We start from the raw sequence: 21,060 nt of genomic DNA on the forward strand, positions 1-21,060 counted from the left end.
GCGAATAAGACAAACCCAAGCGGAGAGAGTGATGCGGACCGAGCTTGACGCGCGCATGGATGCCACGATGGCGGCCCTGACCGGCGAGGGCGGGCCGCTCGCGCTGGGATCGATTGCGCGGTTCGGCCGCACGCTGCCGTGCATCGCCACCGCGCCGCCGACGCTGCCGGCCTATTTCGCGCACTTCTGCGCCGAGCACCGCGACAAGACCTTTCTGGTCTGCGGCGACGAGCGGCTGACCTTCGGACAGGCACATGACGCCGCGACCCGCGTCGCGCAGGCATTGATCGACGGTCACGGCATCGCGCCCGGCGACCGCGTCGCGATCGCGGCGCGCAACTCGGCGGCGTGGATCGTCCTCTACATGGGGATCGTCATGGCCGGGGGTGTGGCGACGCTGCTCAACGGCTGGTGGCAGGCCGAGGAACTGGCCGCGGCAGTCGCAGAGTCGACTCCGTCGCTGATCCTCGCCGACCCGCCGCGCGTCAAACGGCTCGGCGACAGCCCGGTGCCGGTCCAGCCGTTCGACGACACGCTCCCGCTCGAACAGGCGCTCGACGCGCTGCTCGCCCGCGCAAAGGGCGCGACGCTGCCGGCGCTCGGCCCGGACGCTCATGCCACCATCCTGTTCACCTCGGGATCGACCGGCCGCGCGCGCGGCGCGCTGTCGACCCATTTCCAGGTCGTGCAGGGCACCTTCAACTTTCTCGCCTCGGCGATGATGATGCTGGCGATTTCGACGCAGGACGGCAAGCCGATGGCCGCGCAGCCCGCGACGCTGCTCAACGTGCCGCTGTTCCACGTCACCGCGATGGTGCCGACCTTCCTCCAGAGCTTCGCGATGGGGCGCAAGCTGGTGCTGATGTCGCGCTGGGATGCCGAGGAGGCGATGCGGCTGATCGAGTGCGAGCAGGTCACCTATTTCGTCGGCGTGCCGCTGATGAGCCTCGAAATGCTCAACCATCCGCGTCGCGACGCCTATGACCTGTCGACCGTCACCGATTTCGCGGCCGGCGGCGCGCCGCGCCCGGTCGAGCATGTCCGGCGGCTCGACGCCGAGCTGCCCGGTTCGCCGTTGATCGGCTATGGTCTGACCGAAACCAATGCGGTCGGCGCGGGCAACTGGCGCAGCAATTATCTCGCCAAGCCCGCCTCGACCGGGCGCGCCTCCGCACCGCTGGTCGAGTTTGCGATCCTCGACGAGGCCGGGCAGCAGGTGCGGCTCGGTGGGGTCGGCGAGATCGGCATCCGCTCGGCGGCGTGCTTCGAGGGCTATTGGGGCCGCCCCGCCGACACCGCCGCCTGCTACACCGCCGACGGCTTCTTCCGCACCGGCGACCTCGGCTATCTCGACACCGACGGCTATCTGTTCATCGTCGACCGCAAGAAGGACATCATCATCCGCGGCGGCGAGAACATCAGCTGTCAGGAGGTCGAGGCCGCGCTCTACACGCATGGCGCGGTCGCGGAGGCGGCGGTGTTCGGGCTTGCCGACGAGCGGCTCGGCGAGGTGCCGTGCGCGGTCGTCCATCTCGCCGGCCCCGCGGCGACCAGCGACGCGGAGCTGATCGCGTTTCTCGGCGAGCATCTCGCCGCGTTCAAGGTGCCGCAGCGGCTGTGGCTGAGCCCCGATCCGCTGCCGCGTCTGGGCACCGAGAAGATCGACAAGGTGTCGCTGCGCAAGCACTATGCGACGTTGATCGCGGACTGATCCTTCGATGGTTTGCTGCGCCTGCGAGCGCGCCGCACACGCAAGTTTATGAGGCCGGTAGCGACTGCAACCAACTTTTATGACGCGGGTGCACAAAAATGCTTGTCGCCTCGGAAAGCCTGTCATAGCTTTGTCATGACAGGAGGCACCATGCGCACCTCAGTGATGTATCCGGTTCTCGCTGGTACGCTGACGATCGTCGCGCTTCAGGTGCTGCACGCCGCGCAACTTGCGGGACGATCCGATCTGCACATCCTGCTTATCGGTGGCTGCTATGGCTATCTGCTCAGCCGGCTTGGTCCGTTGCTCGGCGCCGTGGCGGTGCGGCGGCGGCGACGGATGTTGAAGCCGCCGATACTCCCGCCTTCCACCGCACCGTTCGGCGATACCTCGGGCAGGGTCGTGTCGATCCGCGACGCACGCCGCGCGCCGGCGGCGCTACGCGAGATCCCTTATGGGCCGTGGGCGCAAAACGTCCTGCCCATGGCGCAGGCCCGCGAGCGCGCCGGCCGGATCAAATAGCGGCGCGCTCGCAAGTCCGGGATGACGACGTCGGCTATCCTACGATCAGCGTCGCGGTGGCGGCCGAGCCGGGATCAAGGCGCTCGCGTAGTGACTCTATGACCGCCCGGGCGGTGCGCGTCACCTTGCCGGCATGGATCTGGCGGCCGTTAACCATCACCCGTATCGTGCGGTCGAGGTTCAGCAGCCGGTCGGACAACCGCAATGTGGTGCCAGCGGGCACGGTGCCGCTCAGCGTGATCGTCTGGCCGCTGACGCTCGCCGTGATCGTGTCGCCTCGCTTGGCGGCCGCCACGTTCGGAATTTTAAGCCAGTAGAAGCGGTCGTTCGGCACATCGTCCTGCACCCAGATGATGCGCGTCGGCCATGGATTGCGCGTGAACGTCGCCATCCACGGCACCGCCTCGGCGTCCTTGCGGTCCATCCAGTGGGGCAGTCCCGGATAGACGCGTGCCATATGGACATAGGCGCCCGGATCGGCTGCAGCCAACCGGTCGAGCTCGGCCGCCTTCTCTGCGTCCAGCTTGTTGCGATCGTAGGCGGCGTCCTCGCCACCGACGAAGATCGCAAACGGCAGGTTGCGCAGCGGCAGCAGCGACGCGTCGCCCGGATGTCCCGCCATCATCGCCGCCGCGGCGAAGCGATCCGCCATCCGCGGCGCGAGCTGCCACACCCCGTCGCCACCCGCCGAATAGCCCATCAGATAGACGCGGTTCGGATCGACGCCGTTCACCGCCACCTGCGCATCGATCAGTTCCTGGAACAGCGCATCGATATGCGCTTCGTGCCACAGGTTCCACGTATCGGTCGGCGCGCGCGGGGCCAGATAGATGCCCTCGATCGGCGCATAGAGGCGCAACTGGTTGCGCCATTGCTGATCGTTGACCTCGGGCGAGGTATTGCCGCCGCCGTGCATCGAGATCCATAAACTGCGATGTCCCGGCGCGGCATCGCCGAACAGCTTGCTTTCCCATCGCAGCGTCTTGTCGCCGATCGTCAGCTTCCGCTCGGCCACCGCGCTTCCGTAATGCGCAGCGAGCGTGCGCATCCGGTCGGCGGACAGCAACGCCACTGCACGCTCTGCCTCCGCGCGGGTCAGCGGCTGGGCGAGCCGCGGGTCGTCGGCACGCGCGTCGGGCTGCGCGCGCCACGCATCGAGCGCGGCGATCGCGCGCGGCGAGGCATCGGCCATCGGCGTCCCCAGCAACAGGGCAGGGGCCAGAGCGGAGAGGATCGACATGCGGGGCATGACGCTCGCATAGCGCGTCGTGGCGACAGGTCGACACATTCGTGCGCGTGGGCCGTGGCCCGGATCGGCGATCCGTCGCCTCGACAAGCCCCTTCCGCCGCGCTGCCCGGCCCGCTACGCCGCGTGGCATGGCGGAGATCACGCGGCGCAGGCTTCTCGTTTCCGGTGGCATCGGCGCGGGGTTGATCGTGGCATGGGCGGCGTGGCCGCGTAGCTATCTGCCCAACCTTGCCGCCGCGCCCGACGAACACGTCTTCAACGCGTTTCTCAAGATCGCGCGCGACGGCAAGATCGTCGTCGCGGTCCCGCAATGCGAACATGGGCAGGGGGTGTTCACGACGCTGCCGCAGATCCTCGCCGACGAACTCGGCGCGGACTGGCGCACCGTCGGGGTCGAGGCCGCGCCCGTCTCACCACTCTACGCGAATCCGCTCGCCGCCGGGTGGCTGTTCGGCGACGGATTTGCCGGCGTGCCCGCGCGGCTGCGTGACGAGCTTTGGACGCGTGAGGCGCTGATGCTCACCGCCGGTTCGACATCGGTGCGTCGCTTCGAGGCGCCGCTGCGCGAGGCGGGGGCGGCGGCGCGCGTGCTGTTATGTCAGGCCGCGGCAAAGCGTTGGGATGTCGATTGGCGTGAATGCACCACCGCGGATGGCTTCGTCGTACAGGGCAACCGCCGGCTACGCTTCGGCGAATTGGCGGAGGCGGCGGCATCGGGCAGCGTGCCCGCCGAATTGCCGTACCGGATTGGCGACGAGGGTCGGCTGACCGGGGAGTCGGTGCCACGGCTTGACGTGCCCGCCAAGGTCGACGGCTCGGCCAATTTCGTCGCCGACGTGCGGTTGCCCGACATGGTGTTCGCCAGCATCCGCCAGGCCCCGCACCGCGACGCACGGCTGCGCTCGGTGAACCTCGCCGCGGCCGAGCGGGTGCCGGGGATGCTCCATGTCATCCGCAACGATCGCTGGGTCGCGGCGGTCGCGAACAATTGGTGGGCCGCCAACCGCGCGCTGATCGCCCTCGCGCCGCGCTTCGAGGGGCCGGTCCCGCCCGACGACGCCGCGATCGACCGCGCGCTCGGCGCGGCGCTCGACGCCGGGGGCCAGCGCGTCACCCGCACCGGCGACGTCGACGGCGTCTTTGCCGGCGCGCGGCTGGTCGAGGCCGAATATCGCGTCGCGCCCGGGCTCCACGCTGCGGTCGAGCCGCCCGCCGCGACCGCGCACTGGCAGAACGAGCGGCTGGAACTCTGGGCCGCCACGCAGGCGCCATCGCTCGCCCGCGCCGCGGCGGCGCGCGCGATCGGCGTGTCGGAGGCGCAGGTGATCCTCCACCCGATGCTGAGCGGCGGGTCGTTCGGTGCGGCGCTGGAGGTCGATGTCGTCGCACAGGCCGCGATCCTCGCGAAGGAGCTGCGCCGCCCCGTGCAGCTTGCATGGTCGCGCGGCGAGGCATTGCTCCACGACCGGGTGCGTGCCCCGGCGCGTGCGCGGATGGCGGCGCGGATTGCCCCGAACGGTGCGATCCTCGGCTGGCGCGCGCGGATCGCCGTGCCGGCGACCGGGCGCGACATGGCGGCGCGGCTCTTGCCCGCCGACGCGCTGCGGCGGCTCGCCTCGGCGCTGCCGGAGGGCGCCGACGGTTATGCGATGCGCGGCGCGATGCCGCCGTACCGTCTTGGCGCGGCGGAGGTCTGGCATCATCCGGTCGCGCTCGACCTGCCGACCGGGCATCTGCGCGGCGGCGCGGACGGCTACAATGCCTTCTTCACCGAATGCTTCCTCGACGAACTGGCGCGCGTCGCCGGGACCGAGCCGATGTCGTACCGCGTCGGGCTGCTCGGCGGCGAGCCGCGGCTGGCGCGCTGCCTGACGACGGTCGCGGCGCTCGGCGGGTGGAGCGGCGGCGTGCCGGGCAGCGGGCAGGGGATCGCCTGCCACACGATGGCCGGCAGCATGATCGCGGTGCTTGCCGAGGCCGGGTTCGATGCCGCCGGTCGCCCGCGCGTCGACCGGCTGGTGGCGGCGGTCGATTGCGGGCGCGCGATCAACCCCGACATCGTCCGCCAGCAGATCGAGGGCGGGCTGATCTTCGGCGCGGCGACCACGCACGGCGCGGCGGCGCATTATCACGACGGGCTGGCGAGCATCCGCCGCTATGGCGACGTCGGGCTTCCGACACTCGCCGATGCGCCCGAGGTCACCGTCGAGCTGATCACCTCGACCGCCGATCCCGGTGGCGTCGGCGATCTCGGCGTGCCCGCGGTCGCTCCCGCGATCGCCAACGCGCTGTTCGCCGCCGGCGGAACGCGGTGGCGCCACTTGCCGTTCAGGAGCGCGTGATGCTTCCCCCCGACCACCCCGTCATCCCGCGGCCGCGCATCGGCGTGCTGCTCGTCAACCTCGGCACGCCAGATGCGGCGGACACGCGCGCGGTGCGCCGCTACCTTGCGGAGTTCCTCTCCGACCGTCGCGTGGTCGAGATCCCCAAGCTCCTGTGGCAGCCGATCCTGCGCGGCGCGATCCTCACCACACGCCCGAAAAAATCGGCGCACGCCTATCAACAGGTCTGGACCGACGCCGGCTCGCCGCTGGCGGCGGTGACGCGCGCGCAGGCGCTGGCGCTCAAGGACGCGTTCGGCGCAGAGGTGCTGATCGACTGGGCGATGCGCTACGGCAATCCCGCGATCGGCGACCGGCTGCGCGCAATGAAGGACGCGGGATGCGAACGCATCCTGCTCGCGCCGCTCTATCCGCAATATTGCGCCGCCACGACCGCGACCGCCAATGACAAGGCGTTCCTCGCCCTGGCCGCGATGCGGTGGCAGCCCGCGATCCGCACGCTCCCGCCGTACTACGACGACCCCGCCTATATCGACGCGCTCGCCCGCAACGTCACCGCCGCGCTGGAGGCGCTCGACTTCGCGCCCGACGCGGTCGTCGCGAGCTTCCACGGGATGCCACAGCGGACGCTGGTGCTCGGCGACCCCTATCATTGCCATTGCCGCAAGACCGCGCGGCTGCTCGGCGAGGCGCTCGGCCGCCCGCTGACCGTCGCCTTCCAGTCGCGCTTCGGCCGCGCCAAATGGCTGGAGCCCGCCACCGACACCACGCTGGAAGCGATGCCCGCACAGGGCATCCGCAAGGTCGCGATCCTGGCGCCCGGCTTCTCCGCCGATTGCCTCGAAACGCTGGAAGAACTGGCGATCCGCGGGCGCGAGAGCTTCGAGGCGGCCGGCGGCACGCACTTCGCCTATCTGCCGTGCCTGAACGACAGTGCGGAGGGCGTGGCGATGCTGCGCACGTTACTGGCGCGTGAACTTGAAGGGTGGGTCGCCGCCGCCTAGGCTGATGTGGATTTGGGATACCGCCTCATTCCGGGCGGGTGACGGGAGAGGATTTTATGGCACGTGTGGCGATCGTCACGGGGGGGACGCGCGGCATCGGGGAGGCGATCAGCGTCGCCCTGAAGAACGCGGGAATGACGGTCGCGGCCAATTATGCCGGCAACGACGAACGCGCGCGCGACTTTACCGAGCGGACCGGCATCGCCGCGTACAAATGGGACGTGGCGGATTATGACGCCTGTCAGGAAGGCTGTGCGAAGGTCGCCGCCGAACTGGGACCGGTCGACGTGTTGGTCAACAATGCCGGCATCACCCGCGACGGCACGATCCTGAAGATGACCTACCAGATGTGGAAGGAGGTCATGGACACCAATCTCGGCGGTTGCTTCAACATGGCCAAGGCGGTGTTCCCGGGGATGCGCGACCGCAAATGGGGCCGGATCGTCAACATCGGTTCGATCAACGGCCAGGCCGGGCAATATGGCCAGGTGAACTATGCCGCCGCGAAGAGCGGCATTCACGGTTTCACCAAGGCGCTGTCGCAGGAAGGCGCGCGCGCCGGGGTGACGGTCAACGCGATCGCGCCGGGCTATATCGATACCGACATGGTCGCCGCCGTCCCCGCCGACGTGCTGGAAAAGATCGTCGCCAAGATCCCGGTCGGACGCCTGGGTCAGGCGCAGGAGATCGCGCGCGGCGTGGCGTTCCTGTGCTCGGAGGAGGCCGGGTTCGTGACCGGATCGACGCTGAGCATCAATGGCGGGCAGCATATGTACTGACGGGCGCAGGCCCGCGTGCCGCGGGCCGGTGCGCCCCGCGCAGCGCCCGGCACGGCCGGCGGGTCGGCCGCGCCGACCCGACCGACGACGCGGGCTTCGACCGCGGCGCGCCAACCCACCGTCGCCCCGGACTTGATCCGGGGCCCCGCTTTTTCTTCTTCTTGGCGTCGCCAGAAAGCGGGATCCCGGATCAAGTCCGGGATGACGAAGTGAGAAGATGTCCCCAAGAAATAACACGAGCCCGGCACCGTCCGGCACCGGGCTCGCGCCCTCATACGCTACGCGAGGGAAGGGGTCGGACGACGGCAAAGCCGTCGTCGGTCGGGATCGGCGCTGCCGACCCGCCGGCCGTGCCGCTGGCGGCGCTGCGCGCCTCGGCCGGGAGCGTGGCTCCCGACCTGCCAGCGTCAGCGGCAATACCGCGGGTTGTTCGACTTCTCGACCGCGTTGCCCGCGACCGCGCCGCCGACACCGCCCAGCACCGTGCCGAGCGTCCGGTCACCGCGCGAGTCGATCACGCGACCCAGCAGACCACCGGCGATCGCGCCGACCACCGTGCCGGTCGTGCCGTTCGAGCAGCGGCGGTTGTAATTGTAGCGACGGTCGTTGCCGCGATAGCCGCGCCGGTCATAATCGCGACGATCGTAATAACCGCGATTGTCGTCATAGCGGCTGTAACGGTCGCCATAATAACGCTGGGCGTCGGCGGCAGTCGGGGCCACGGCGGCGGCGCCCATCGCGAGCGCGGCACCGGCAAGGGCGAGATTCTTGAACATGAGCAGTCTCCCGTTTGCTGTTCCGGTCGGCGGGCTTTCCCGTCGATGAAACAGCTTTTGCCCGATTCGCATTGAGCCGAGGCTGAATGCGTCCGTTATCGGGCGTTCATCCTTTCGCGTGCTGCGTCGGTGGTTTACCCGACCGGCGTGCGATGGCCGATCACCCTTGCGATGACGCTGCTGCTGGTGCCGCCCTGGACCGGCGGCGCCCGCCGTCCCCTGTTCGACCCGGGGCTGCGCGTCACCGCCACGCCGTTCGTGCCACGCGGCGGCTGGCCGCACCGCGTCGGCGCGCTGGAGCCGGTGGGGGCGGTATCGTTGTCCGCGAACCAGCCGGCGTTCGGCGGCCTCTCGGCACTGGCACTGCACGATGGGCAGGCGATCCTGCTCAGCGATGGCGGTCTGGTGGTGAGGCTGCGTATCGCCGGTCACAAGTTACGGACGCTCGGCACCGCGGAATTGGCGGACGGGCCGGAGACCGCGTGGCAAAAGGCGTCGCGCGACACCGAGTCGCTCGCGCTCGACCCACGTACCGGTCAGGCGTGGATCGGCTACGAGCGGATCAACATGATCTGGCGCTACCCCCACGATTTCGATCACGCCAATGCCGCCAGTCCGCCGCTGGCGATGCGCGACTGGGGCGTGAACAGCAGCATCGAGTCGCTGGTGCGGCTGAACGACGGCCGCTTCCTTGCCTTTCGCGAGGGCGGGCTGTGGCAGAATGGCGCGCGCGCCGCACTGCTCTTCTACGGCGATCCGGCGCTGTACGACACGCCCAACGCGCCGCTCCGCTACCTGCCGCCGCCGCATCATTCGCCCAGCGACGCGGCGGTGTTGCCGGATGGCGACGTGCTGGTGCTCAACCGCCGCGTCCATCTGCCGATGAGGTTCGAGATGACGCTGGTGCGTATCCCCGTGCGCAGCATCCGGCCGGGCGCGTTGCTCCACGGTCAGGTCGTTGCGCGATTCGGCGACACGCTCGGGCACGAGAATGCCGAGGGGCTGGCGGTGTCGCAGGAGCGGGGTCAGACGATGATCTGGCTCGTCACCGACAATGACGGCGCCTTCTGGCGGCGGACGATCCTCGCCAAGTTCCGCTGGCGCGGCTGACGCCCCAACGCACTACGGCCCGCCATCCATGAAGGAAGGCGGGCCGCAGCGATGCGGGCAGAGCCGTGAGCGTCAGGCCGCGACGGCGGCCGAACGCTTCTTCACGATGTCGCGCTTCAGGCGACGCGCCTTCAGCGACAGCTTGTCGTCCGAGGTCTTCACCAGCCAGTTGTCCAGCCCGCCGTTGTGCTCGACCGAGCGCAGGCCGTGGGTGGAGACGCGCAGGCGGATCGACCGCTCCAGCGAATCGGACAGCAGGGTGACGTTCTGCAGGTTCGGCAGGAACGTACGCTTGGTCTTGTTGTTGGCGTGGGAAACGTTGTTGCCCACCTGCCGGCCCTTGCCGGTCAGCTCGCAAATGCGCGACATGTGACTAATCCTGATTTCGGTTGCCCGGAAAGTGCGCGCCAGTAACCCAGGGCTCTCGATCGGTCAAGTCGCCAGCACTGCAACCAGCCCCGTACGACCGCGTTGTTGCGGCAGCGAATCAAGACGGATCGGGAGAAAGAGGATGCGCGGGCTGCTGGTGCTGATCGGAATCGTGGCTCTGGTCTTTTTGGCGGCGTTGTTGCTGGGCTTCGTCAAGTTCGACCAGACCCAGACGGCGCAACTGCCGCGACTCGAGGGCGGGCAGGCGCCGAAGTTCGACGCCGATGTCGCCAAGGTGCGCGTCGGCACCGAGAACAAGACCGTCGAGGTCCCCAAGGTCGAGGTCCAGAAGCCCGGCGAACAGCGCTGAGGCCGACCGTCGCCCCGGGCTTGAGCCGGGGCCCCGCTTCTTCTTGATCGCGGGCGTGAGAAGCGGGACCCCGGATCAAGTCCGGGGCGACGAATACCGGGGCCTTTGCCCCTGCGCCGCCACGGCGTAGGCAGCGACGATGTTCCCGCTGCCCCACCCGATGCGCGTCGCGCTCGACGCCGCCCGCGACGCGGCCGCGGCTGGTGAGGTGCCGGTCGGCGCGGTCGTGGTGCATTCCGGGCAGATCGTCGCGGTCGCCGCCAATGCCCCGCGCCAGCTATGCGACCCGACCGCCCATGCCGAGATGCGGGCGATCCGCGCCGCGGCGCAGGCGCTCGGCCGCGACCGGCTGGAGGATTGCGACCTGTGGGTGACACTCGAGCCATGCGCGATGTGCGCCGGCGCGATCGCCCACGCCCGCATCGCGCGTCTCTACTACGCCGCCGACGACGCGAAGGGCGGCGCGGTCGAGCACGGCCCGCGTTTCTTCACGCAACCGACCTGCCACCACCGCCCCGAGCTGTTCGCCGGCATCGGGGCGGGGGAGGCGGCGGCGCTGCTGCGCGACTTTTTCGCCGCGCGTCGCTGACCTCGGGGATCAGCGCGGCGGCAGGTCGTTCTGCGAGATCGGCACGATCTTGATCTCGACGCGGCGGTTCTCGGCGCGCCCGGCCTCGGTCTCGTTCGAGGCGATCGGCTGCGTCTCGCCGAACCCGCGCGTCGCGATGCGGGCGTCCTGCACGCCGTGGCTCGACAGATAATCCGCGACCGACCGCGCGCGCCGCTCCGAAAGGTCCTGATTGTACGAATCGCTGCCGGTCGAATCGGTGTGGCCGTACACGTCGACATAGGTCTCCTTGTAGTCGGCGAGCACGCCGGCGACCTTGTCGAGCGTCGCGCGGAACTGCGGCTGCACGTTCGCCGAATTGTACGCGAAGTTGATCCCCGACGGGATGTTGAGCAGCAGATCGTCGCCCTGACGCGTCACTTCCACGTCCGTACCGCGCGTCCGCTCGCGCAATTCGCGCTCCTGCTTGTCCATATACGCACCGATTCCGGCACCGGCGATGCCGCCAAGCCCCGCACCGATGATCTTTTCGGTCCGGTCGCGCCGCCCGCCGACCAGATCGCCGAGCAGATAGCCGCCCAAAGCGCCCCCGATCCCGCCGATCGCGGTCTTGGAGATGCGCCGCTCGCCGGTGTCCGGGTCCGTCGTACACGCCGATACGGCCACCAGCGACACGCACGCCAGCGCGGCAGCCAGCTTCGACGACAGCTTCATCTTTTTCCCTTTCAACAACTAACGTCAGTCAACCCGACGCGCAGACACAATGTTCCGCCTGCGCACTGAATGGCGGCTGAAGCCCGCCAGCAACAAATTGGCGATTGTCGCGCGCGCGCTTTGCCGCCAAGAGGGGCGCACATCATGCTACCGCCGTTCCCCTGGGTCGACGTCATCATCATCCTCGCGCTCGTTGCGCTCAATGGCGTGTTCGCCATGAGCGAGCTGGCGATCGTGTCGGCGCGCAAGGCGCGGCTGGAGGCGATGGCGCGCAGCGGCCGCAAGGGCGCGGCCACCGCGATCGAGCTGGCGGCCGACCCCGGCAAGTTCCTGTCGACCGTCCAGATCGGCATCACGCTGATCGGCATCGGTACCGGCGCCTATTCGGGCGCGAGTCTCGGCACGCCGGTCGCGGCGCGCTTCGAGGCGCTCGGGCTGGCGCACGAGACGGCGGTCAGCGCCGGCTTCGCGCTGGTCATCGCGCTCACCACTTATGCCTCGCTGATCGTCGGCGAGCTGGTCCCCAAGCAATTCGCGCTGCGCAAGCCGGAGGCGGTCGCGTCGCTGGTCGCGCTGCCGATGTGGTGGCTCGCGCGGCTGACGAAGCCGATCGTCTGGGTGCTCGATGCCAGCAGCGCATTGCTGTTCCGCCTGCTCGGGCTCAACCGCGAGAACGAGGAACAGGTCACCGCCGAGGAACTGCACCTGATCGTCGCCGAGGCGAGCAAGTCCGGCGTGATCGAGGAGCATGAACGCTCGATCATTTCGGGCGTGGTACGGCTCGCGGATCGTCCGGTACGCGAGGTGATGACCCCGCGCACCGAGGTCGACTGGCTCGACATCGCGCTCGACGACGCCGCTATCCGCGCCAAGCTGCGCGAGACCCCGCACAGCCGCCTGCCGGTGGCGCGCGGCTCGATCGATTCGGTGGTGGGCGTGGTGCAGGCGCGCGACGTCGCCGCGGCGCTGTTCCGCGACGAGACGCTCGATCTCGAAAAGCTGGTCCGCAAGGCGCCGGTGGTGATCGACCAGATCGATGCGATGGACGCGCTCGACGCGCTGCGCCGCGCCGAGGTGCCGATGGCGCTGATCCACGACGAATACGGTCATTTCGAGGGGATCGTGACCCCCGCCAATCTGCTCGCGGCGATCGCGGGCGAGTTCCTGTCGGATATCGATCCGGAGGAAAGCCCGAATGTCGTGGTCCGCGACGATGGCTCGCTGCTGGTCGCCGGCACGATGGCGGCGGATGCGCTGGCCGAGCGGCTGGGGATCGATCTGCCCGAGGACCGCGACTATGCCACCGTCGCCGGGCTCGCGCTGGCCGCGTTCCGCAAGCTGCCCGAAGAGGGCGAGAGCTTCGAGGAACAGGGCTGGCGGTTCGAGGTCGTCGATCTCGACGGCCGGCGGATCGACAAACTGCTCGTCAGCGAGGCTTGAGGCTCGCCTGAGCGGACCGACGAATTCTACCCGTCATTGCGAGCGTAGCGAAGCAATCCAGAGCCGGACCAGGACGCCCTGGATTGCGTCGCTACGCTCGCAATGACGACTCGCTGGGTTCGAATTGCTGTCGTCACGATCAACCCGTCATCCCGGACTTGATCCGGGATCCCGCTTCTTCTTCGCTTCCCAAGAGAGAAGCGGGGCCCCGGATCAAGTCCGGAGCGACCAACGACAATAACATCGCTGTCTGTCACCCCGGCGAAGGCCGGGGCCCAGTTGGGAAGGCCGTCGTAAAGAAGCGATGCGGGTCGTCACGAACGTCGCGCAGCTGGACCCGGGCCTGCGCCGGGGTGACAGGCTAAGCCTGCGGTGACGAACAACGGTTTCAGCCCGCCGCCCCGACCTCCAGCACCTCGATCGCCTCCTCGCGCCCGTTGAACCCGACCAACTCGCCCGCCTCCGCGCCCATCAGCGCGCGCGCCAGCGGCGCGGAGAAGGACAGCAACCCCGCCGGCGGATCGGCCTCGTCGTCGCCGACCAGCGTCACCGTGCGCTCCTTGCCCGCGAGCGCAAACCGCACCCGGCTCCCGAACCCGACCACGCCATCTTCCCGCGGCGCGGTGTCGATTGCGGTTGCCCGCCGCGTCTTCCAATAGCGCAGGTCGCGCGCGATCGGCTTGGCCGCGTCCGCATCGGCGGCCGCCGCCAGCGCCGCCTCCAACGCGACCACGCGCGCCTCGATCAGCGCACGCCCGCGCGGCGTCACCAGATTGGGGCCGGGCGGGATCGGCAGCTCGAACGTCGGTTCGAGATGTTCGTCATCGCTCTCGCGACGGAAGGCGACGCTCATCCCAGCTTGCCGAACTGCGCTTCGTACCCGGCGCGATCGCCCTGCGCGAGCAGCCGCGCCTGTTCACGCCAGCGATCGCGCTCCATGCGTCCCTGAAAGACGCCAAGCTGCGCGTCGAGCTGTTCGGCCTCGGCATCGTCGAGCCATGCGAGCTGATCGAGCCGCGTGATCCCCAGTTCGGACAGCCGCGTCGCGATCTTTGGCCCGAGCCCCTTGAGGATCGTCACCGACTGCGCGCCACCTTCTTCGACCGGAGCGGCCGGCACGTCGGCGGCGACGCTGGCCGGCGATGCATCGAGCGGCGCGGCCGCGGCGATCGGCTCGTCGGACAGCGCTGCCTGATGCTCATCCGCAACGGGCTCAGCCGGGATCGGCGCGGCCGGTGCGGGAGCAACCGGGGCAGGGGGCGGCGGTGCCGTCGGCGCCGGAGCAGTCGCCGGAATGACCGGCGACCCACCCTCCGCGGTGTTCGTCGCCTCGACGCCGTCCGCCTTCAGCTCCTCGATCCGGCGCTGTTCTTCCGCTTCGGCGGCGCGGCGCTGGCGCTTCAGCCGTGCGCCCCACACCATCGCGATGATCGTGAGCACCGCGAGCACCGCCACCAGCGCGAGCGCGATCGTGACGAGCACGCCGTTCTGGGAAATGGGGTCGAGATCGAAGCTGGTTGAGTTCATGAGCCGGTCCTGCGCCGAAAGTGCTGCCCGCTCAACCGTCGATCACCGCCTTGGCTCCGATGTCGCGACGGAAGAAGCCGGTCGGGAAGTCGACCTTCTCCACCGCGGCATAGGCAGCACGCTGCGCGGCGGGCACATCGGTGCCGGTGGCGGTCACCGCCAGCACGCGCCCACCCGCCGACACCAATTGCCCGTCCTTCAACGCGGTGCCTGCCTGAAACACCACCGCACCATCCGCCTGCGCAGCGTCGATCCCCGCGATCGTGCCGCCGGTGCGCGGCGTCCCGGGATAATTCTCCGCCGCCATCACCACGGTCAGCGCGACCTCGTCGGAGAAGGTGGGCGCGGGCACGTCGGCCAGCCGCCCCTCGGCGACCGCAAGCAACAGCGCGGCGAGATCGCCGGTGTAGCGCATCATCAGCACCTGACATTCGGGATCGCCGAAGCGGACGTTATATTCGATCAGCTTGGGGCCATCGGCGGTCAGCATCAGCCCGGCATAGAGCACCCCGACATAGGGCGTGCCCGAGGCGGCGAGACAATCAATCGTCGGCCGGACGATCTCGCCCAGCGCGCGCTCTTCCAGCTCCGGCGTCAGCACCGCCGCCGGGCTGTACGCGCCCATCCCGCCGGTATTGGGGCCGGTGTCGCCGTCGCCGACGCGCTTGTGGTCCTGCGCCGAGCCGAATGCGGCGGTGGTGGTGCCGTCGGACAGCACGAACAGGCTCGCCTCCGGCCCTTCGAGCATCTCCTCGATCACCGCCTCGACCGGACCGTGCGCATAGAGGTCGGCGATCGCCGCCTCGGCCTCGGCGCGCGAGGTCGCGACCACCACGCCCTTGCCCGCCGCCAAGCCGTCGGCCTTGATGACGCAGGCGTCGCCGAAATCGTCGAGACAGGCGAGCGCGCCGTCCTTGGAGGTGACGCGGAAATAGCGCGCGGTCGGGATGCCCATGCGCGCGCACAGATCCTTGGTGAAGCCCTTCGACCCCTCCAGCTTCGCCGCCTCGCGACCCGGGCCGAATACCGGCACGCCGATCGAGCGGATATTGTCGGCGAGGCCGTCGACCAGCGGCGCCTCCGGCCCGATCACGACCAGCCCGACGCGGTGACGGCGCACGAAATCCACCACCGCGCGGTGATCGGTCACGTCCAGCTCGGCGATCGTCGCATGTTCGGCGATGCCAGGGTTGCCCGGCGCGGCGAAGAGCGTATCCAGCGTCGGAGACTGCGCCAGTTTCCAGGCGAGCGCATGTTCGCGTCCCCCCGAACCCACCAGCAGGATGTTCATGGCCGACCCCCTTTACGATACTCAGGCGGGGCGGCTGGTAGCCGAGCCGACGCCCGGCGACAATGCGATGGCGCTCAGCGTCGGCGAACTGTCGGGCCGATTGAAGCGGATGGTCGAGGGCGAGTTCGGCCATGTCCGGCTGCGCGGTGAGATTTCGGGCTACAAGCGCGCGACCTCCGGGCATCTGTACCTCTGCCTGAAGGACGAGAGCGCGGTCATCGACGGCGTGATGTGGAAGGGCAGCGCGGGCGGGCTGGCGTTCCGTCCCGAGGATGGCGTCGAGGTGATCGCGACCGGGCGGCTGACCACCTATCCCGGCCGCTCCAAATATCAGATCATCATCGAGCGGATGGAGCTGGCCGGCGCGGGGGCGCTGATGGCGCTGCTCGAAAAGCTCAAGGCCAAGCTGGCGGGCGAGGGGCTGTTCGATGCTGATCGGAAGAAGCCGCTGCCGTTCTTGCCGCGCGTGATCGGGGTGGTGACCTCGCCGACTGGCGCGGTGATCCGCGACATCCTCCATCGGCTCGAGGATCGCTGCCCGACGCATGTGATCGTCTGGCCGGTCAAGGTGCAGGGCGCCGGTGCGGCCGAGGAGGTCGCAGCGGCGGTGCGCGGGTTCGACGCGCTGCCCGCGAACGGACCGATCCCGCGCCCCGATCTGGTGATCGTCGCGCGCGGCGGCGGCTCGATCGAGGATCTGTGGGCGTTCAACGAGGAGCCGGTGGTGCGCGCGGTCGCCGGCTGCTCGATCCCGATCATCTCGGCGGTCGGGCACGAGACCGACACCACCCTGTGCGACCATGCCGCCGACCTGCGCGCGCCGACCCCCACCGCGGCGGCGGAGATCGCGGTGCCGGTGCTCGCCGAGCTGCGGCTGTCGCTCGACGCGATGGCGAACCGCACGCAGCGCTGCGCGCGCCGCTATGTCGAGCGCGGGCGCGAGCAGCTCGCGGCGCTGGTGCGGGTGATGCCGACCCGCGACCGGCTGCTCGGGCCGCAGCGGCAGCGGCTCGACGATCTCGGGATGCGCGGCGACCGCGCGCTGGAGCGGCGCGTGGCGCGCGCGCGCGGCGAGCTGACCCATGCCGCCGGCGCGATCCGCCCCGCGACGCTCGAACGGCGGCTGGAGGCAGCGCGGCGACAACTCGCCGACGTCGGGCGGCTGGTCGACAGCCTCAACCCCGACCGCATCCTCGAACGCGGCTATGCGCGCGTCGAGGCGGCGGAAGGCGGCACCGTCACCACCGCCGAGGCGGCACGCGCGGCGGGGGCGCTCAACCTGCGCTTCCGCGACGGAGCGGTGGCGGTGCAGGTCAACGGGAGCGCGAAACCGGAGGCGAAGCCCGAGGCAAAGGTTGAGCGCAGCCCCCGCCGCGCTTATCCTGACAAACCCGAGCAGCCCCGCCTGATCTGAGAGCCCGTTTCGATGCTGATGTCCCACACCGACCGCCCCGCCAAATTGCACTATATGGCCAACGGCTTCCGCATTCTGGCGCCGGGCGATCACGTGGTGTGTGCGGTCAGCGGCGCGCGGATCGCGCTCGAGGACCTGCGCTATTGGGACGTGGCGACGCAGCGGCCGTTCGCCAGCGGCGCGATCGCGATGGAGGAGCTGGCGCCGCGGTGATGCGCCGGATCGCGTCGCTGGTGCCGCTGCTCGCCGTCGCTGCCGCCGCACCGCCCCAGACGATCCCGCCCGCGCGCTTCGGCCTGAGCGATGGTCTGCGACAGGGCGCGTTGGTGCTCGGCACCGCGCCCGCCGGGACGACGCGCCTGACGCTCGACGACGCACCGGTCGCGGTCGCCCCGGACGGCCGCTTCGTGATCGCCTTCGATCGCGATGCGAAGCCGCAGGCGCTGCTCGCCGCGACGCTGGCCGACGGCACGACCCAGATTGCGACGCTGGCGATCGCGCCCGGCGACTGGCGGATCGAGCGGCTGCCCACGCTGCGCAAGATCCCGGTGCCGAGCGCGGAGTTCGCCGCGAAACGCGCTGGCGAACTGGCGCAGATCGTCGCCGCGCGCGCCACCGGCAGCGACGCGGACGGCTGGCGGCAGCGCTTCGTCTGGCCGGCGCGCGGGCGCATCTCCGGGCTGTTCGGCGCGCAGCGCATCTATGCCGGCGAGCCGGGCAGCTATCACGGCGGCGTCGACGTCGCGAAGCCCGAGGGCGCGGAAGTGGTCGCCCCCCGCCGACGGCGTGGTGACGCTCGCCGCAGACCCGCCGTTCACGCTGGAAGGGCGGCTGCTGATCCTCGACCACGGGCACGGCGTGACCAGCGCCTTCCTCCACCTGTCGCGCATCGACGTGCGCGTCGGTGAGCGCGTGCGGCAGGGGCAGCCACTCGGGCTGGTCGGCCGCACCGGCCGCGCGACCGGGCCGCACCTGCACTGGGCGATGACATGGAACGGCGCGCGGATCGACCCGCTGCTGGTCGCGGGACCGATGCCCTGAGCGACCCCCTTTTCGTCGCCCCGGACTTGATCCGGGGCCCCGCTTTTTTTGGCGATCGGGAAAGAAGCGGGATCCCGGATCAAGTCCGGGATGACGGAGGAGGAGGGAAGCGACTTCGGACCGGGCTTAGGACTTCGGCACCATCACCTCGATCACCCCCGCCGCGACATGCGCGGTGACCGGGGTATGCGCCAGCACCTCGCCGTCGATCGAGATCGGCAGCGGCGGATCGGTCCGCACCCTGATCGACTTGCCCGAGAAGCTGACCGTATCGTGATGCCGCTCGCTGCGCCCCAGGAAGCTGTACGCCCAATTGCGCACCAGCCGGCGCTTGTAATGCCCCTTGACCGCCTGCACGACGATCTCGCCCGAGGCGATCCCCGCTTCGTCGACCAGCCACGTGCCGCCATGATACGGCCCGTTCGAGATCCGCACCTCGACGACGCGCAGCTTCTTCTCGCCCGACCCGTCGTCGACGAAGAGCGTGAACGGCTTGAACCGCGTCAACTGATACCCCGCCCAGCCGAGATAGCCGATCCGCCCCGCCACCTTCTTCAGATTGTGCGGCACCGTCTCGGCGATCTGCGGGCTCAGCCCCATCGCCGCGCAATTGGCGAAATAATCGTCGTCGATCATGCCCAGATCGATCCGCTTCGCCACCCCCGTCGCGCAGCACGTCGATCGCGCCGTCGATGTCGAGCGGCAGCCCCAGTGACCGCGCAAAGCTGTTGGCGGTGCCGAGCGGCAGCACGCCGAGGATCACGTCATGCCCGACCAGCAAATCGACCAGCCCGCTGATCGTCCCGTCGCCGCCGCCGAGGATCACCAGATCGGGCTTCTTCTCCAGCGCCTTGCGCACTGTACGGTCGAGATGCTTGGGATCCTTGACCGCATAGGGCGTCACCCCGAACGGCAGGTCGCGCAGCCGCCGGCACGCGCGCTTGAACAGCTTGCGGCCACGACGCGACTTGGCGTTGACGATCAGGGCGGCGGAGCGGATCTCTCTCATGCCGCGCCCAACGCACCAGCACGCGTTCCGCTTCCGTAACGCTTGCATGGAAAGTCGGATTGCGGGAAAGCGCACCCCATGCACGCCGCTTATCCCGCGCTGCGCTTGCGCCGCACCCGTGCCGCCGCCTGGAGCCGCCGGCTCCACGCCGAAAATGTGCTCACCCCGGCCGACCTGATCTGGCCGCTCTTCATTACCGAGGGGCACGACGTCGAGGAGCCGATCGCCGCCTTGCCGGGTGTCTCGCGCTGGTCGGTCGACCGGATCGTCGCGCGCGCCAAGGAGGCCGCCGCGCTCGGCATCCCGTGCCTCGCGCTCTTCCCCAACACACAGTCCGGCCGCCGCAGCGACGATGGCGCGGAAGCGATCAACCCCGACAATCTGATGTGTCAGGCGTTGCGCGCGATCAAGGATGCGGTGCCCGACATCGGGCTGCTCACCGATGTCGCGCTCGATCCCTACACGACCCACGGCCATGACGGGCTGGTCGACGCGCGCGGCTATGTCACCAACGACAGCACCGTCGATGCGCTGGTGCAGCAGGCGCTCAATCAGGCGCGCAACGGCTCGGACGTGATCGCCCCCAGCGACATGATGGACGGCCGCGTCGGGCTGATCCGCACCGCGCTGGAGCAGGAGGGCTTCGTCAACGTCCAGATCATGGCCTATGCCGCCAAATATGCCTCGGCCTTCTACGGTCCGTTCCGCGACGCGGTCGGCAGCCGCGGGCTGCTGAAGGGTGACAAGACGACCTATCAGATGGACCCGGCCAATGCCGAGGAAGCGCTGCGCGAGGTCGGGCTCGACCTTGCCGAGGGCGCCGACAGCGTGATGGTCAAGCCCGGCCTGCCGTATCTCGACATCGTCGCGAAGGTGAAACAGGCGTTCGCGGTGCCGGTGTTCGCCTATCAGGTGTCCGGCGAGTATGCGATGATCGAGGCCGCGGTGGCGGCGGGCGCGGCGGATCGCGACGCAATGGTGCTAGAAACGCTGCTGGCGTTCAAGCGTGCCGGCTGTTCGGGCGTGCTCACCTATCACGCGCCGCTGGCGGCGCGGTTGCTCGGCGCGTGATCGAAACCGCCCGCCTGATCCTGCGGCCGCCGACGCCCGCGGATCACGCGGCGCTGTTCGCCATGTGGGCCGATCCGTTGGTCACCGCGGACCTCGGCGGCCCGAAGGATCAGGCGGCGTGCCTTGCGGTGCTGGAACGCCATCGCGGCTATGCCCCGCTCGGCTTCGGCGTCGTCGAGCGCCGTGAAGACGGGCAGGTGATCGGCCATGTCGGGCTTAAGCCGGGCGCCCCCGACACGCCGATCGAAGGTCTGCTGGAGATCGGCTGGATGATCGGCCGCGACTGGTGGGGCGGCGGCTATGCGCCGGAGGCGGCGTCGGGGTGGCTCGACTGGGCCTGGGCGAACCGGCCTGAGGGTGCGGTGTACGCGATCACCGGGCGACGCAACGCCGCGAGCCGGCGGGTCATGGACCGGCTCGGGATGCGGCGCGTGCCCGAGATGGATTTCATTCACCCCAAATACCCCAACGATCCGGCGCTCGCCGACAGCGTGACCTACCGGATCGAGCGTCCGTGATCGGAGAGGGCGCGACTTAAATCGCGCATGTGGCGTCATCGGTATGAGACTTGCCTCAAAACGTCGTCGATCCCGCGAGCCGAACAACCGTCCTTCGTCGCCCCGGACTTGATCCGGGGCCCCGCTTCTTCCTGGAGGCGCCAGAAGCGGGATCCCGGATCAAGTCCGGGATGACGGGCGAAGTCAGGCAGTCGCGCTGGCCCTATGACGTCACCTGATCCGTCATTGCGAGCGT

General features: G+C 69.6%; 20 protein-coding genes and 2 pseudogenes. 14 read left to right on the plus strand and 8 right to left on the minus strand.

Annotation, left to right across the window (positions count from 1 at the left end; translation table 11 throughout):
- Window positions 1–31 precede the first annotated feature (31 nt).
- Window positions 32–1,711, plus strand: coding sequence for a class I adenylate-forming enzyme family protein (locus PGN16_RS00915; protein ID WP_335307528.1), 1,680 nt, complete (start codon window positions 32–34; stop codon window positions 1,709–1,711).
- 165 nt (window positions 1,712–1,876) lie between these two features.
- Complete coding sequence (locus PGN16_RS00920; protein WP_335307529.1) at window positions 1,877–2,233, plus strand: hypothetical protein; 357 nt, start codon at window positions 1,877–1,879, stop codon at window positions 2,231–2,233.
- A gap of 34 nt (window positions 2,234–2,267) precedes the next feature.
- Here the strand turns inward: PGN16_RS00920 and PGN16_RS00925 are convergent, their stop codons facing one another.
- The gene (locus tag PGN16_RS00925) at window positions 2,268–3,473 is read right to left on the minus strand and encodes a hypothetical protein (protein ID WP_335307530.1); all 1,206 of its coding nucleotides are present in this window, start codon (window positions 3,471–3,473) and stop codon (window positions 2,268–2,270) included.
- A gap of 137 nt (window positions 3,474–3,610) precedes the next feature.
- Here PGN16_RS00925 and PGN16_RS00930 point away from each other — a divergent pair, with 137 nt between their 5' ends.
- Genes PGN16_RS00930 through phbB form a run of 3 tightly spaced genes read left to right on the plus strand, consistent with a single transcriptional unit; the run spans window position 3,611 to window position 7,607 of the window.
- Complete coding sequence (locus PGN16_RS00930; protein WP_335307531.1) at window positions 3,611–5,824, plus strand: xanthine dehydrogenase family protein molybdopterin-binding subunit; 2,214 nt, start codon at window positions 3,611–3,613, stop codon at window positions 5,822–5,824.
- Complete coding sequence (hemH, locus tag PGN16_RS00935; RefSeq protein WP_335307532.1) at window positions 5,824–6,828, plus strand: ferrochelatase; 1,005 nt, start codon at window positions 5,824–5,826, stop codon at window positions 6,826–6,828. Before PGN16_RS00930 ends, hemH begins: the two co-directional genes overlap by 1 nt.
- A gap of 56 nt (window positions 6,829–6,884) precedes the next feature.
- Window positions 6,885–7,607, plus strand: coding sequence for an acetoacetyl-CoA reductase (gene phbB / locus PGN16_RS00940; RefSeq protein ID WP_335307533.1), 723 nt, complete (start codon window positions 6,885–6,887; stop codon window positions 7,605–7,607).
- Between the two features lie 407 nt (window positions 7,608–8,014).
- Here the strand turns inward: phbB and PGN16_RS00945 are convergent, their stop codons facing one another.
- A complete protein-coding gene (locus PGN16_RS00945; protein WP_335307534.1) occupies window positions 8,015–8,383 on the minus strand; it encodes a glycine zipper 2TM domain-containing protein in 369 nt (122 codons plus the stop codon).
- Between the two features lie 171 nt (window positions 8,384–8,554).
- On the opposite strand from PGN16_RS00945, the gene PGN16_RS00950 reads away from it, so the two are divergent.
- Complete coding sequence (locus tag PGN16_RS00950; protein ID WP_335307535.1) at window positions 8,555–9,493, plus strand: esterase-like activity of phytase family protein; 939 nt, start codon at window positions 8,555–8,557, stop codon at window positions 9,491–9,493.
- Between the two features lie 72 nt (window positions 9,494–9,565).
- Here the strand turns inward: PGN16_RS00950 and rpmB are convergent, their stop codons facing one another.
- A complete protein-coding gene (gene rpmB, locus PGN16_RS00955) occupies window positions 9,566–9,862 on the minus strand; it encodes a 50S ribosomal protein L28 (RefSeq protein ID WP_335307536.1) in 297 nt (98 codons plus the stop codon).
- A 142-nt stretch (window positions 9,863–10,004) separates the two neighbouring features.
- On the opposite strand from rpmB, the gene PGN16_RS00960 reads away from it, so the two are divergent.
- Entirely contained in the window at window positions 10,005–10,232 is a 228-nt protein-coding gene (locus tag PGN16_RS00960) for a hypothetical protein (RefSeq protein ID WP_028966566.1), read from the plus strand.
- Window positions 10,233–10,392: 160 nt separating this feature from the next.
- Window positions 10,393–10,821: a nucleoside deaminase gene (locus tag PGN16_RS00965; RefSeq protein WP_335308367.1), complete on the plus strand. Its 429-nt coding sequence runs from the start codon at window positions 10,393–10,395 to the stop codon at window positions 10,819–10,821.
- A 9-nt stretch (window positions 10,822–10,830) separates the two neighbouring features.
- Here PGN16_RS00965 and PGN16_RS00970 read toward each other — a convergent pair whose 3' ends face one another.
- Window positions 10,831–11,514, minus strand: coding sequence for an OmpA family protein (locus tag PGN16_RS00970; protein ID WP_335307537.1), 684 nt, complete (start codon window positions 11,512–11,514; stop codon window positions 10,831–10,833).
- A gap of 144 nt (window positions 11,515–11,658) precedes the next feature.
- Between PGN16_RS00970 and PGN16_RS00975 the strand changes: the two genes are divergently transcribed.
- Window positions 11,659–12,954 carry a hemolysin family protein gene (locus PGN16_RS00975; RefSeq protein ID WP_335307538.1) on the plus strand — a complete coding sequence of 432 codons (1,296 nt, stop codon included), beginning with the start codon at window positions 11,659–11,661 and terminating at the stop codon, window positions 12,952–12,954.
- Window positions 12,955–13,342: 388 nt separating this feature from the next.
- Here PGN16_RS00975 and PGN16_RS00980 read toward each other — a convergent pair whose 3' ends face one another.
- Genes PGN16_RS00980 through purD form a run of 3 tightly spaced genes read right to left on the minus strand, consistent with a single transcriptional unit; the run spans window position 13,343 to window position 15,772 of the window.
- Window positions 13,343–13,807 carry a GreA/GreB family elongation factor gene (locus PGN16_RS00980; RefSeq protein WP_335307539.1) on the minus strand — a complete coding sequence of 155 codons (465 nt, stop codon included), beginning with the start codon at window positions 13,805–13,807 and terminating at the stop codon, window positions 13,343–13,345.
- A complete protein-coding gene (locus tag PGN16_RS00985; RefSeq protein ID WP_335307540.1) occupies window positions 13,804–14,481 on the minus strand; it encodes a hypothetical protein in 678 nt (225 codons plus the stop codon). The genes PGN16_RS00980 and PGN16_RS00985 overlap by 4 nt, the downstream gene beginning before the upstream one ends.
- A gap of 31 nt (window positions 14,482–14,512) precedes the next feature.
- Entirely contained in the window at window positions 14,513–15,772 is a 1,260-nt protein-coding gene (gene purD / locus PGN16_RS00990) for a phosphoribosylamine--glycine ligase (RefSeq protein ID WP_335307541.1), read from the minus strand.
- On the opposite strand from purD, the gene xseA reads away from it, so the two are divergent.
- From xseA to PGN16_RS01005, 3 genes and pseudogenes are all read left to right on the plus strand, one after another.
- Entirely contained in the window at window positions 15,771–17,186 is a 1,416-nt protein-coding gene (gene xseA, locus PGN16_RS00995) for an exodeoxyribonuclease VII large subunit (RefSeq protein WP_335307542.1), read from the plus strand. The genes purD and xseA overlap by 2 nt on opposite strands.
- A 12-nt stretch (window positions 17,187–17,198) precedes the next feature.
- Window positions 17,199–17,399 (plus strand): DUF2093 domain-containing protein, encoded by a 201-nt coding sequence (locus tag PGN16_RS01000; RefSeq protein WP_028966558.1) that lies wholly within the window; start codon window positions 17,199–17,201, stop codon window positions 17,397–17,399.
- Window positions 17,399–18,227: pseudogene (locus PGN16_RS01005) on the plus strand (M23 family metallopeptidase). The gene PGN16_RS01000 and the pseudogene PGN16_RS01005 overlap by 1 nt, the downstream one beginning before the upstream one ends.
- Before the next feature lie 126 nt (window positions 18,228–18,353).
- Here the strand turns inward: PGN16_RS01005 and PGN16_RS01010 are convergent.
- A pseudogene (locus PGN16_RS01010) lies at window positions 18,354–19,236 on the minus strand (diacylglycerol/lipid kinase family protein).
- A 78-nt stretch (window positions 19,237–19,314) separates the two neighbouring features.
- Between PGN16_RS01010 and hemB the strand changes: the two are divergent.
- Together hemB and PGN16_RS01020 are read left to right on the plus strand one after the other, a co-directional pair.
- Window positions 19,315–20,307, plus strand: coding sequence for a porphobilinogen synthase (hemB, locus tag PGN16_RS01015; protein WP_335307543.1), 993 nt, complete (start codon window positions 19,315–19,317; stop codon window positions 20,305–20,307).
- Window positions 20,304–20,825, plus strand: coding sequence for a GNAT family N-acetyltransferase (locus PGN16_RS01020; protein ID WP_335307544.1), 522 nt, complete (start codon window positions 20,304–20,306; stop codon window positions 20,823–20,825). Before hemB ends, PGN16_RS01020 begins: the two co-directional genes overlap by 4 nt.
- The last annotated feature ends 235 nt before the right edge of the window (window positions 20,826–21,060 follow it).

It is taken from the genome of Sphingomonas phyllosphaerae (assembly GCF_036946485.1).
Classification (GTDB): Bacteria; Pseudomonadota; Alphaproteobacteria; order Sphingomonadales; family Sphingomonadaceae; genus Sphingomonas; species Sphingomonas phyllosphaerae_E.